This is a genomic window from Microbispora oryzae, from assembly GCF_017896165.1.
Taxonomy (GTDB): Bacteria; Actinomycetota; Actinomycetes; order Streptosporangiales; family Streptosporangiaceae; genus Microbispora; species Microbispora oryzae.
Genome location: NZ_JAFCNB010000002.1, coordinates 483,835 through 496,612, shown reverse-complemented (window position 1 = coordinate 496,612; position 12,778 = coordinate 483,835). Strand labels below are relative to the sequence as shown.

The window sequence follows — 12,778 nt, the reverse complement described above, 5'->3', positions numbered from 1 at the left end:
CTTCTTGCGTCCCGGGTCTCTTTCTCCCGCGCCTCTTTGCCGCCGGTCCCCGGGGGCCGGCCGCCCGGCCCCGCCCCCGTCCGGTGAACCCGTTGTCTCAGAATGCAAGATACTAGGTCGTCCTAAGAGATTCTGAGGTAGTGTCGTGGGTAACGAAACCGCAGGTGTCCGTACGTGCGACGGCCTGTGGTGACGCCTGATCAGGCAGGGGCAGGCCCGCCGCCGCGCGCGGCTCGGGGCTGTCGGCTCGGTGTTCCGCGACGCGCGATCCGCGTCCGAACCGGAGCCGGACCATCGGGGTTCGCCATCCGAACCCGTCCCACGGAATCCCTTCTGTCGAGATGAGACCCGCCATGTACGAGATGTATCCGTGGAACCGTGCCGACGAGCATGAGGACGAGGCCGCGGCGGCGCTGCAGATCGCCCTCGACCGCCGTGACAACGGCGGCATCCCCCAGCGTTGACCGAGCCCGTGGCGACCGAATAGTGAGACCGGTGCTCAAGCACCGAGACAACGGGTAAGGTACTCGCATGGAGTCGAGCAACATCCGCCTGGCGGTCATCCCTGGCGACGGAATCGGGACCGAGGTCGTGACCGAGGGCCTCAAGGTGCTGAACGCCGTGGGCGTCAAGGTCGAGACGACCGAATACGACCTCGGTGCGAGGCGCTACAACCTGAGCGGCGAGACGCTTCCCGACGACGTGCTCGACGAGCTGCGAGGATACGACGCCATCCTGCTCGGCGCTGTCGGTCACCCGAGCGTCCCGCCGGGGGTGCTGGAGCGTGACCTGCTGCTCAAGCTCAGGTTCGAGCTCGACCACTACGTGAACCTCCGCCCGGTCAAGCTCTTCCCCGGCGTCGCCACCCCGCTCGGGGGCGTCAGCCCCGAGGACATCGACATGATCGTCGTCCGCGAGGGCACCGAGGGCCCGTACGCCGGAGCGGGTGGCGTGATGCGCCGCGGCACCGAGCACGAGATCGCCACGCAGGAGTCGCTGAACACCGCCTACGGGGTTGAGCGTGTCGTCCGCTACGCGTTCGAGAAGGCGCTCAGCCGGCCCCGCCGGAAGCTGACGCTCGTGCACAAGACCAACGTGCTGACCTACGCCGGTGACCTGTGGGCCCGTACGGTCGACCGCCTCAGCCTGGAATACCCCGAGGTGGAGACCGACTACTGCCACGTCGACGCGGCCTCGATGTTCTTCGTCAACCAGCCCGCCAGGTTCGACGTGATCGTGACCGACAACCTGTTCGGCGACATCCTCACGGACATCGGCGCGGCGGTCGCGGGTGGCATCGGACTCGCGGCCAGCGGCAACGTCAACCCGGAGCGGACGGCGCCCTCCATGTTCGAGCCCGTCCACGGCAGCGCCCCCGACATCGCGGGCCAGGGTAAGGCCGACCCGACCGCCACCATCCTCTCGGTCGCCATGCTCCTCGACCACCTCGGCCTGTCCGAGGCGGCGGAACGAGTTGAGCAGGCCGTCGCCGACGACCTCCTGGAGCGCCAGAGCGGTTGGAGCGGACGGACCACCCGGGAGATCGGCGACGACATCACCGCCCGAGTAGCCGGCTGATCCGGGCCGCTACTCACCTACCACAGCGCATGGCGGCCCATCACGGGCCGCCATGCGCTTTTTCATACCTGTCGAATGCCCTAGTTTTCCCATAGCACATTCGTCGCACAATGACTGTGACGACGTAGAAAGAAGGATGCTCGCGATGACCACCCACCTCAGCTTCGATGTGCACCTCAACGAGCGGGCCCGCAGCGCGGCCGAGCGGGAGCAGGTGCTGGCGAGCCCCGGTTTCGGGCAGACCTTCACCGATCACATGATCGCCGTCGACTGGACCGAGGGACGCGGCTGGCACGACGCGCGCCTTGAGCCGTACGCCCCGCTGGTCCTCGACCCCGCGACGGCCGTCTTCCACTACGCGCAGGAGCTGTTCGAGGGCCTCAAGGCGTACCGGCAGACCAACGGGTCGATCGTCTCGTTCCGGCCGCACGCCAACGCGGCGAGGTTCAACCAGTCCGCGGCGCGGATGGCCATGCCCGAGTTGCCCGAGGACGTGTTCGTGGAGTCGCTCGACCTGCTTGTCCGCACCGATCGTGACTGGGTGCCGACGACGGAGGGACACAGCCTCTACCTGCGGCCCTTCATGATCGCCACCCAGGTCGGGCTGGGGGTGAACCACCCCTCGGGCACCTACCGCTACATGGTCATCGCCTCGCCCGCCGCGTCGTACTTCACCAGCGGGCTGAAGCCGGTCACGGTCTGGCTGTCCACCGAGTACACCCGTGCGGCGCCCGGCGGCACCGGCTTCGCCAAGTGCGGCGGCAACTACGCGGCGGCCTTCGTCGCGCAGCGCCAGGCCGTGGAGCAGGGCTGCGACCAGGTGGTCTGGCTCGACGCCTTCGAGCACCGCTGGGTGGAGGAGATGGGCGGCATGAACCTCTTCTTCGTCTTCGGTGATCGTCTCCTCACCCCGGCGCTCACCGGGACGCTGCTGCCCGGCATCACCCGGGACTCGATCCTCAGCCTGGCCGAGGAACTCGGCCTGCGGGCGGAAGAGGGGAAGATCTCGATCGAGGAGTGGCAGGCCGGTTGTGAGACGGGTGAGCTGACGGAAGTCTTCGCCTGCGGCACCGCGGCGGTCGTGACGCCGGTGGGCGCGGTCAAGGGCTCCGACCGCGAGTGGGTCGTCGGCGACGGCGGCACCGGCCCGGTCACCCGCAGGATCAGGGAGGAACTCGTCGGTATCCAGTACGGCGCCCGTCCCGACACGCACAACTGGGTGCACAAGGTCTGCTAGTTCCGACGGGACCGGGGCCAGAGAAAAGACCCCTTGGGATCAGCCGTCCAAGGGGTCTCAGGTCCGCCGTCCACGGTTCCGGCAGGCAGTGGGCGCGCTCAGTTCTTCCGGATGAGCGTCAGGCCGTCGGCGAAGGGGAGCAGGACCGTGGTCACCCGCGAGTCGGCCGCCACGAGATCGTTGAACGCCCGCATCGCCGGCACGTTTCCCTCGGCGGAGGGGTCGGCGATCCGCCCGCTCTGCAGGGTGTTGTCCACCGTGATCAGTCCGCCGGGGGCGAGCCGCCGGAGGATCTCCTCGTAGTAGACGGGGTACGCCGGCTTGTCGGCGTCGATGAAGGCGAAGTCGAAGAGCTCCTCCTCGGGAAGCGCCCGAAGGGTGTCCGCCGCGGGGCCCAGGCGGAGCTCGATCTTCCCGGTCAGGCCGGCCTTGTCCCAGTAGCGGCGGGCGATCGAGGTCCACTCCTCGCTGACGTCGCAGGCCAGCAGGCGGCCGTCTTCCGGGAGTCCTCTGGCGACGCAGATCGAGGAGTATCCGGTGAAGGTGCCGACCTCCACGGCCCGCCGCGCGCCCGCGAGCTGGACGAGCATCGTGAGCAGGACGCCCTGTTCCGGGATGATCTGCATGCCGGAGCGGTCTCCGGTCTGCCTCCGCGTCTCCTCCGCGAGGCTCGCCAGGAGGTCGTCGGGCGGAGTGGTGTGGGCGGAGGCGTATTCGGCCACGTCGTGAGCGATGAAAGCACCCTTCATGGGGTCCACCTTAGATCGGCTCTCCCAGGTTCGCGGGCCTCGCCGGGCGGCACGCCGCATCTCGGATTCCGAGATCGATGTGCCAGATGGTGGAGTGATGTGGCAGACTGCGTGTCACCATGCTTTACGGTCTGCTCATTATCGGCAGGCGCGTCGGCTGAAGGACATCGCCGACGCGCAGACCTCTCACGTCCGTGAGGGGTCTTTTTATTTGGGCTGATGGGCGCGCGGCGATACCGATATCCGCGAAGGAGACTCACAAATGGGCGACGACGGCTTTCACGTGTACGACACCACGCTCCGCGACGGGGCGCAGCAGGAGGGGCTCAACCTCTCCGTGGCCGACAAGCTGGCCATCGCCCGTCACCTGGACGGACTCGGCGTCGGCTTCATCGAGGGCGGATGGCCGGGCGCCAATCCCAAGGACACCGAGTTCTTCCGGCGGGCCCGTACCGAGCTCGACCTGAAGCACGCGCAGCTCGCCGCGTTCGGCGCGACCCGCCGGGCCGGGGTGAAGGCCGCCGACGATCCGCTGGTGGCCGCCCTGCGCGACTCGGGTGCGCCGGTCGTGACCCTTGTGGCCAAAAGCCACGACCGGCACGTGGAGCTGGCCCTCCGCACCACACTGGAGGAGAACCTCGCGATGATCCGCGACACGGTCTCCCACCTGCGTGCGGAGGGCCAGCGAGTCTTCCTCGACGCCGAGCACTTCTTCGATGGCTACCGCTCCAATCCGGCGTACGCCCTGGAGGTCATCCGTACGGCGACGGAGGCGGGCGCCTCGGTGATCGCGCTCTGCGACACCAACGGGGGCATGCTCCCCGACGAGCTGGCCGAGGTCGTGCACGCGGCGGTCGGCACGCAGGCCAGGATCGGCATCCACTGCCACGACGACACGGGCTGCGCGGTGGCGAACACGCTCGCCGCGGTCACCGCGGGCGCGACCCACGTGCAGGGATGCGCCAACGGGTACGGCGAGCGCTCGGGCAATGCCAATCTCTTCACGGTGGTGGCGAACCTCCAGCTGAAGCGGGGCTTCGACCTCGTTCCCACGCACGCCCTGCGGGAGATGACCCGGGTCGCGCACGCGATCACCGAGGTCACCAACGTCACACCCAACTCCCACCAGCCTTATGTCGGGACGTCGGCGTTCGCGCACAAGGCCGGGCTGCACGCCTCCGCGATCAAGGTGGACCCGAACCTCTACCAGCACATCGACCCCGCTCAGGTGGGGAACGACATGCGGATGCTGGTCTCCGACATGGCCGGGCGGGCGTCCGTGGAGCTCAAGGGCCGCGAGCTGGGCTACGACCTCACGGCCGAGCAGTCCCGGGAACTGGTCGAGCGGGTCAAGGAGCTGGAGTCCCGGGGGTACACGTTCGACGCCGCGGACGCCTCCTTCGAGCTGCTGCTGCGTGACATGGTCGGAGGGGAGAGCCGCCGGCACTTCTCGGTCGAGTCGTGGCGGGTGATCGTCGAGCGCCGGCCCGGAGGCGACGTGGTCAGCGAGGCCACGGTGAAGCTCCACGCCAAGGGCGAGCGGATCGTGGCGACCGGTGAGGGGAACGGCCCGGTCAACGCCCTCGACAAGGCCGTACGCGTGGCCCTGGAGAAGCTCTACCCCGAGCTGGCCGAGGTGGAGCTCATCGACTTCAAGGTCCGCATCCTTGAGGGGACCCACGGAACGGACGCCGTCACCCGGGTGCTCATCACGTCCAGCGACGCCACCGGCGAATGGGCCACTGTGGGTGTCGACGAGAACATCATCCAGGCGTCCTGGGGCGCGCTGGAGCAGGCCGTCACGTACGGGCTGCTGCGCGCGGGGCACGGCGCCTGACCCGCCGGGCCCCGCTGACAGGCCCACTGACAGGCCCACTGACAGGTCCCCGAGAACCCGCCGAGGACCCCGGTTTCTTCGCCGCCCGCCCCCTCCGACGTACGGGAACGATCCGTACGACGGAGGGGGCGGGCGGCGGCGTCTTCGGAGAAAAAAGACTTACGGAATACCTGGGGTTTCTTAGACAGAGGGTGTAATTGGTGCTTAGATAGGCGGAGCTCCGAGAGACCGACGGCGTACCAGGGTCCTGGCGCGGTCCGCGGGTCTCGGTATTCGTTCTGGCTCGGCGGAGGGTGACGGAAGAACGACGCACCTGTACGCGTCCCGCGCCTTTCGCGGGGTGCGCCGGACCGCCGTCCTCCGAGCCGCGGCCGGGCCGGATTTTGATCGCAATGAGCCATCACTCCCGCATGCCCGACGTCGTGACGGAACGCAGTTGGAGATCTTTCCCCCCACTGTCAATAGCACGGCGCGGCGCATGCCTGATGAGGAGGGTCTGTGACAACCTCGCCGTCCTATTACGACCAGATCGGTGGCGCGCCGGTCGTCCGCGACGTCGTGGATCGCTTTTACACGCTCGTGCTCGCGGACGGCGATCTGGCGCCGTACTTCACCGATGTGAACATTCCTCAGCTCAAGCGGCACATGGTCATGCTGCTGTGCTCCGTCCTCGGCGGCTCCGAGACGTACGAGGGCCGCGACCTGGGGGCGGCGCACGCGGGCCTCGGCATCACCGCCCAGCACTACGCGAAGGTCGGCGACATCCTCCTCACCCTGCTGCGGGACGGTGGTGTCGGCGACGAGATCCTGCAGCACGTGGCGCTCACCCTGAGCACGGTGCAGTCGTCCATCGTCGCCGAGCCCGTCGAGGCGGCCGACTAAGTTGGACGTCCAAGCACTGAAGGACAGCTGGCACCTGGTAACCCGGTCGGGCGATCAGGTGCCGCTGTACTTCTACTCGGCCCTGTTCCTGGTGAATCCCGAGACCCGGGACCTGTTCCCGGTCTCGATGGCCCGCCAGCGCGACCGGCTCGTGGGCGCGCTCGGGCACATCGTCAGCAACGTCGACCGAGTGGAGGAACTGGTCCCGTTCCTCCAGCAGCTCGGTCGCGACCACCGTAAGTTCGCCGTCACGGCCGACCACTACCCGGCGGTCGGCCGGGCGCTGCTCGCCACTCTCGAACACTTCCTGGGCGAGGGCTGGACCCCCGCCCTCGCCCACGACTGGGCGCAGGCGTACAACCTGGTGGCCCAGGTCATGACGGAGGCGGCCAACGAGTCGTCGAAGACCGCGCCCCCCTGGTGGGAGGGCGAGATCGTCAACCACGAGATCCGCGCGCTGGGGGTCGCCGTCATCCGGGTGCGGCTCAACTACCAGTACCCCTTCCTTCCGGGGCAGTCGGCGTCCGTCTCCTACGCGAGGCGCCCGCGGATCTGGCGGTACTACTCCTTCGCCAACGCTCCGCGTCAGGACAACACCGTCGACCTGCATGTGCGGGTCGTGGACGGCGGCACGCTCAGCACGGCCCTCGTCCACGGCGCGCGGCACGGGGACATCCTCCGGGTCGGCGCACCGGTGGGCGACCGGCTCACCCTCTCCAAGGACAGCCGGAACAACCTGCTCCTCGTCGCCGGCGGCACCGGCCTCGCCCCGCTCAAGGCACTGGTCGAACAGGTGATGTACGACGGCCCCCCGCGTACGGTCGACCTTGTGGTGGGCGCCAGGAGCGGCCGTGAGCTGTACGACATGGAGGCCCTGGCCAAGATGGACGCCGAGCATCCCTGGCTCAATCTGTATCCCGTCGCCTCACATGATCCCCTCTATCGGGGCACCCGGGCCTACGCGGTGGACGCCGCCCTGCAGGCGTGGCGCGGCCAGGACGTCTTCGTGTGCGGCTCCGAGCAGATGGTGCAGGCCACCGTCGCGCGGCTGCTGGACGCAGGCGTGCCGCCCGAGCAGATCCACTTCGACGAGTTCACGAGCGACAGAGGTCGGGAGTCATGACGACAGAGGTCCCCTGGGGAGACCGCCCACTGCGCGACCGCCAGCCGCTCACCCCGGACCGGGTGCGGAAGCAGGACTTCTCCCGCACCAGCTTCGGGAAGCGCGGCTACAACGAGGACGAGGTGCGGACGTTCCTCTACCGCCTCGCCGAGGACATCGCGGCCGGTGACCGGGAGAAGGCCGAACTGCGCGCGAGCGTCGACCGGATGAAGCAGTGGTACAAGGAACACGGCGTCAACATGGACAACGCCGGCGCGCCGCAGGCGCACCTCAGCGTCGACGCCATCAACATCCTGTCCCGCGCCCAGCAGACGGCGGACGCCCAGATCGCGGAGGCGGAAGACTACGCCAGGCGGATCGTCGGGGAGGCCCGCCAGCAGTACGAGCAGATCCTCCAGGAGGCGCAGCGCCAGGCGGAGGAGGCCGCCAACCAGGCGGTCGGCGCCTACCGGTCCGGGCCCGGCGTGCAGTCGGCCGAGGCCGAAGAGCTGGAGCGGCGCATCGCCTACCTGCGGACCTTCGCCGACGTCACCCAGGTGCAGTTGCGCGCCGTCCTCGAAGGGCTCGCGCAGGAGGTGGACAAGCTCGGCGCGCTGCCCGACAAGGGCCACCAGATGGTCAACGGCTCGACGTCCGTCCTCCACTGACTCCAGTGACGTCCCCGGCGTCACTGATGTCACTGATGTCACTGATTCTCTGACGCCACAGACTCCGCTGACCGGGCCCGGCCTCCCGCACCGGGCCCGCAGCCGGAACGGCCGCCCCGATCACGGGGAGGCCGAACCGGCAGTGGGATCTCCGGTCCGCTAGCTGAGGCTGCCCGAGGCGCTCGTGTGCAGGGTGACGGGGCCGCCGGGGGAGTGGACCGTGACGGTGTGGCCCGAACAGGTGACGGCCGGATCGTCCGTGCCCGGCACGACGATGGTGAGCAGCGCCTTCGCCGTGGGAGAGACGACGGCGGGCGCGGCCGTCTTCCGCATGTAGCCGGGGGAGATCCACCCCTGGTAGGGGCCGGTCCGCCCACTGACCACCTGCTGGCCGCGGGCGGGGGCGCACGTGGCCGGTGACAGCTGGACGAGCGTGGCCCGCCAGTCGCCGTCCGCGACGACGATCGTGCCCTTGGCGTTGGAGACCACCTTCAGCGAGGGGTCGAAGTGCCACAGGTCGCGCAGCGGGGCGGCGGCGGTGTCGAGCACCGCCATCACGTCCCGATGGTGGTTGACCAGCACCGACCGCGTCCTGCGCACGCCGTACGCCCGGTCGGTCAGGGTGAACGTCTGCCGGTCCTTGTGGATCGACTCGCGGGTGAGGGCCGTGGCGGTGTGCGGGCGGAGCCTCCGCCCGACGATCACCGGCACGTTGTGCGCCTCGGGGGTGAGCGTCCACCGCCGGTACGGGGTGTTCTCGTAGGAGTGGAAGCCGGCCTCGGTCAGGATCGAGCGGCCCTGCGCGTAATAGGTGACGCCCAGGTGGTCTTCGTGGCCGTGGAACTTCTGACCGGGCCCGAAGCGGATCGAGTAGTAGGCCGACTGGGCGTCACCCCAGGCCGTCCGCCCGAACACGTAACCGCCGTCGAAGACCTGCACCGTCCTGTCGCTGTGCGGGAAGCTGGCGGGCTGCACGTCGGCCGGGCCGTCGCCGAGGGGCACCATGTAGCCGTTGGGCTGGGTCGCGGCGCTGATGTGCTCGGGCAGATGCCTCCACCGGGTGGCGAGATCGGCGGGCACCGCGCGCCCGCAGTCCTTGATCGTGTCGACCGCCACCCCGAGCCGGTCGTACACGTACATCGCGTAACGGGGGGCCTGCTCGCGCAGCGCGCCCTGAGCGTCGATGTCCAGCTTGGCCGACTTCACCATGCGGCTCAGCGCCAGGTTCTGCCAGCCCTTGTTGTGATACCTGCAGCCGATGCGGAGCAGGCCGATGTCCTGGTCGAGGCCGTGGTTGTGCCCGGCCTCGTACTTGCGCGGATCCGACAGCAGCTTCGCGTGCAGGGCGAGGCTTCTGGTCAGCCAGTCGGCGGACACGTGCCGGCTCAGGCACACGAGAGCCGGGGCGCGCAGCGCGATCGGGTGCTCCGCCCACGCGTACTTGCTGGTGGTGCGCCCGCCGAGCGGGTTGTCGGCGACCCAGTCGTGGGCGATCTCCACGGCCCGGTCGAGGTAGGCGTCCTTGCCCGTCGACTCGTAGTCGGCGACCAGGCGGCCCATCCAGCGCAGCGACTGGAACACCATCTCCCAGGACCTGTTCTTGTACGGATCCATCCGCCAGTTGACGTTCTTGCCGACGGTGACCGCCGGAAGCCCCAGGAACGACAGCTTGCCGTCCATGACGTCGGGGGACGTGGGCGTGGCCGGGAGCCAGTCACCCTGGCACTCGGGCGTGTGGACGGGGCCGGTGGCGGCCCGCGCGGGGGCGCTGAACAGCTCGGTCAGCAGCAGGACGGCCAGCAGACCGAGAGCGGAGGTGCGGCGGCGCACGCCGGTTCCTTTCGAACCATGATTCAGGGGGCGGGACATGCTGCCGGAATCACGCTGATCCCGTCAAGTCCCGCATGTCACCCTGGTCACTCGCGCGGCCCCACGGACTCCACGACCTCGAACGACCACAGCTCGGAGCCCGAGGCGGCCGGGCCGCCGTGCCCGTGCCCCTGGCCATGTCCCTGCCCCTGGCCGTGTCCGTGGCCGGTCCCCTGGGCGGCCCCTTCGGCGGCCTGGGCGTGACCGGCCTGGAACGCCTGGCTCCGCTGCCAGCGCTGGAAGTCCTCCTCGCTGCGCCAGCGGGTGTAGACGAGGTAGCGGTCGGTCCCCTCCACCGGCCGCAGCAGCTCGAACCACTCGAACCCGTCGGACGACTCGACCATCCCGGCCCGGTTGGCGAAGCGCCGCTCCAGTTCCTGGCGCATCTGCTCGGGCACCGCAAGCACGTTGATCTTCACGATCGAAGGCACATGGACTCCCGCACGACTCGCTCACCGGCGTGACCGGACGGCCACCACGACCCACCTTACGGCGGACCTGCGCCGGATCCCCGGTAGGCGCCGCGCCGCGTTGTCCACAGGCGGCCCGGGCGAACGCGAACACGGGGCCGTCCCGGCTAGGCTCGTCACGTGCGTATCGCGAGGTTCTCGAAGGGCGACGGGGTCGCGTTCGGGGCGGTTGAAGACGGCGGCGAGGTCATCGCCAGGATCGACGGTCACCCCTTCGGCGGGGTGGAGGTCACCGGTGAGCGGTTCCCGGTGGCGGAGGTCCGGATGCTCGCCCCCATGCTGCCCAGCAAGATCGTGTGTATCGGCAAGAACTACGCCGACCACGCGAGGGAGATGGGCGGCGAGCCGCCGGAGGAGCCGACCATCTTCCTCAAGCCGAGCACATCGGTGATCGGGCCGGGCGAGCCCATCGCCTATCCGGAGAAGCTGTCCAGCCGGGTGGACTTCGAAGGAGAGCTGGCCGTGGTCATCGGCCGGCTGTGCCGCGACGTGCCGGTCGAGCGCGCGCACGATGTGATCTTCGGCTACACCTGCGCCAACGATGTCACCGCCCGCGACGTGCAGCAGAAGGACGTGCAGTGGACCAGGGGCAAGAGCTTTGACACGTTCTGCCCGCTCGGGCCCTGGATCGAGACGTCGCTCGACCCCGCCGACCTCGCCATCACCACGACGCTGAACGGGGAGCTCAGGCAGAGCGCCCGCACCTCCCTGTTGCTCCACGGCGTCCCCGAGCTCGTGGCGTACATCAGCGCGGTCATGACGCTGCTGCCGGGGGACGTCATCCTGACCGGCACGCCCGCCGGGGTCGGGCCCATGCAGGTGGGCGACGAGGTCGGCGTCGGCATCGAAGGAATCGGAACTCTTACTAACCGGGTGATCTCACGTGATTAGGGTGCGCTTCGCCCCTTCGCCCACCGGCATGTTCCATGTCGGCGGCGCTCGCTCCGCGCTGTTCAACTGGGCCGTCGCCGAACAGTCCGGCGGCACGTTCGTGCTGCGCATCGAAGACACGGACGCGGCGCGCAACCGGCCGGAGTGGACCGAGGGCATCATCTCGGCCCTGGCCTGGATCGGCATCGACGGTGCCTCCCCTCACTTCGAGGGGCCCTACTTCCAGTCGGCCTACGAGCAGCAGCACCGCGAGGCGGCGGCCAAACTGATCAAGGACGGCCGGGCCTACCACTGCACGTGCACCAGGGACGACGTGAAGACCCGGACGGGCTCCGAATACCAGGGCTACGACGGCCACTGCCGTGATCTCGGGCTCTCCGAGGGCGCCATCCGCTTCCGCACCCCGGACGAGGGCGTGACGGTCGTGGACGACAGGGTCCGCGGCCGGGTGGAGTTCCCCAACTCCGCGATGGAAGACTTCGTCATCGTCCGTGCCGACGGCTCGCCGCTGTTCATCCTCGCGAACGTGGTCGACGACATGGAGATGCGGATCACCCACGTGATCCGGGCCGAGGAGCACCTCTCCAACACGCCCAAGCAGCAGCTGCTGTGGGAGGCGCTGGACACCCGTCCTCCGGTGTGGGCCCACGTGCCGGTGATCGTCAACGAGAAGCGGCAGAAGCTGTCCAAGCGCCGCGACAAGGTGGCGCTGGAGTCCTATCGCGAGGAGGGCTACCTCCCGGAGGCGATGGTCAACTACCTCATGCTCCTCGGCTGGGGCCCCGGCGACGACCGGGAGATCATGCCGTGGGCGGAGATGATGCCGCTGTTCCGGCTGGAGGACGTGAACCCGTCCCCCGCCTTCTTCGACGAGAAGAAGCTGCGGGCCTTCAACGGCGAGTACATCAGGGCCCTGCCGCCGGAGGTCTTCGTCGCGCGCTGCGAGTCCTGGCTCGACCCCGCCTGGGACCGGGAGGTGTTCGGCCGGGTGGCCGGGCTCGTCCAGACCCGGATCGCCGTGCTGTCCGAGGTGCGGGCCAACGTCGACTTCCTCTTCCTCGACCAGCCCGTCTTCGACCAGCCTTCCTGGGACAAGGCGATGAAGCCGGGCGCCGCCGACATCCTCAGCGGGTACGCCGATCGGCTGGCGACCGTGAGCTGGGATCCGGAGTCGCTGAAGGAGGCTCTGGAGGAGGTCGGGGCCGCACACGGGCTCAAGCTGGGCAAGGCGCAGGCCCCCGTCCGGGTGGCGATCACCGGCCGGACCGTCGGCCTGCCGCTGTTCGAGTCGATCGAGGTCCTCGGGCGCGAGCGTTCCCTCGACCGGGTCCGTACGGCTCTCGCCAAGCTCGGCTGACCGGCCGGGAGGCGCGGCCCCCGCCGTCACGAGGCGCAATCAGGGGCGCCGAGGCGGGGGCCGGGCCGAGCCCGCGCGGGCCGCCGTGTGAGCGGCCGCCTGGGCAGTTGTGCGGGCAGTTGTGCGGCGGCTGTGCGG

The 12,778-nt window shown here is 69.3% G+C and carries 11 protein-coding genes; 8 read left to right on the top strand and 3 right to left on the bottom strand.

Annotation, left to right across the window (positions count from 1 at the left end; translation table 11 throughout):
- Positions 1 to 531: 531 nt before the first annotated feature.
- On the top strand, positions 532 to 1,578 hold the full coding sequence (locus JOL79_RS05785; RefSeq protein ID WP_210154587.1) for a 3-isopropylmalate dehydrogenase: 1,047 nt from the start codon (positions 532 to 534) through the stop codon (positions 1,576 to 1,578).
- 145 nt (positions 1,579 to 1,723) lie between these two features.
- Positions 1,724 to 2,815 carry a branched-chain amino acid aminotransferase gene (locus JOL79_RS05780; protein ID WP_210154586.1) on the top strand — a complete coding sequence of 364 codons (1,092 nt, stop codon included), beginning with the start codon at positions 1,724 to 1,726 and terminating at the stop codon, positions 2,813 to 2,815.
- A gap of 98 nt (positions 2,816 to 2,913) precedes the next feature.
- Here the strand turns inward: JOL79_RS05780 and JOL79_RS05775 are convergent, their stop codons facing one another.
- Positions 2,914 to 3,564, bottom strand: coding sequence for an O-methyltransferase (locus JOL79_RS05775; RefSeq protein WP_210154585.1), 651 nt, complete (start codon positions 3,562 to 3,564; stop codon positions 2,914 to 2,916).
- A 262-nt stretch (positions 3,565 to 3,826) separates the two neighbouring features.
- Between JOL79_RS05775 and cimA the strand changes: the two genes are divergently transcribed.
- From cimA to JOL79_RS05755, 4 genes are all read left to right on the top strand, one after another.
- Positions 3,827 to 5,401 carry a citramalate synthase gene (cimA, locus tag JOL79_RS05770; protein ID WP_210154584.1) on the top strand — a complete coding sequence of 525 codons (1,575 nt, stop codon included), beginning with the start codon at positions 3,827 to 3,829 and terminating at the stop codon, positions 5,399 to 5,401.
- A gap of 498 nt (positions 5,402 to 5,899) precedes the next feature.
- The gene (locus JOL79_RS05765) at positions 5,900 to 6,283 is read left to right on the top strand and encodes a group I truncated hemoglobin (RefSeq protein WP_210154583.1); all 384 of its coding nucleotides are present in this window, start codon (positions 5,900 to 5,902) and stop codon (positions 6,281 to 6,283) included.
- A 1-nt stretch (position 6,284) separates the two neighbouring features.
- Positions 6,285 to 7,406 carry a globin domain-containing protein gene (locus JOL79_RS05760; protein WP_210154582.1) on the top strand — a complete coding sequence of 374 codons (1,122 nt, stop codon included), beginning with the start codon at positions 6,285 to 6,287 and terminating at the stop codon, positions 7,404 to 7,406.
- Positions 7,403 to 8,053, top strand: a complete 651-nt coding sequence (locus tag JOL79_RS05755; protein ID WP_210154581.1) for a DivIVA domain-containing protein — start codon at positions 7,403 to 7,405, stop codon at positions 8,051 to 8,053. The genes JOL79_RS05760 and JOL79_RS05755 overlap by 4 nt, the downstream gene beginning before the upstream one ends.
- Positions 8,054 to 8,212: 159 nt before the next feature.
- Here JOL79_RS05755 and JOL79_RS05750 read toward each other — a convergent pair whose 3' ends face one another.
- A complete protein-coding gene (locus tag JOL79_RS05750; protein ID WP_210154580.1) occupies positions 8,213 to 9,883 on the bottom strand; it encodes a heparinase II/III domain-containing protein in 1,671 nt (556 codons plus the stop codon).
- A gap of 86 nt (positions 9,884 to 9,969) precedes the next feature.
- Positions 9,970 to 10,353 (bottom strand): antibiotic biosynthesis monooxygenase family protein, encoded by a 384-nt coding sequence (locus JOL79_RS05745; protein WP_210154579.1) that lies wholly within the window; start codon positions 10,351 to 10,353, stop codon positions 9,970 to 9,972.
- Positions 10,354 to 10,512: 159 nt separating this feature from the next.
- Between JOL79_RS05745 and JOL79_RS05740 the strand changes: the two genes are divergently transcribed.
- Complete coding sequence (locus JOL79_RS05740) at positions 10,513 to 11,283, top strand: fumarylacetoacetate hydrolase family protein (RefSeq protein ID WP_210154578.1); 771 nt, start codon at positions 10,513 to 10,515, stop codon at positions 11,281 to 11,283.
- Positions 11,284 to 11,311: 28 nt separating this feature from the next.
- Complete coding sequence (gene gltX, locus JOL79_RS05735; protein ID WP_230984352.1) at positions 11,312 to 12,640, top strand: glutamate--tRNA ligase; 1,329 nt, start codon at positions 11,312 to 11,314, stop codon at positions 12,638 to 12,640.
- Positions 12,641 to 12,778: the final 138 nt, after the last annotated feature.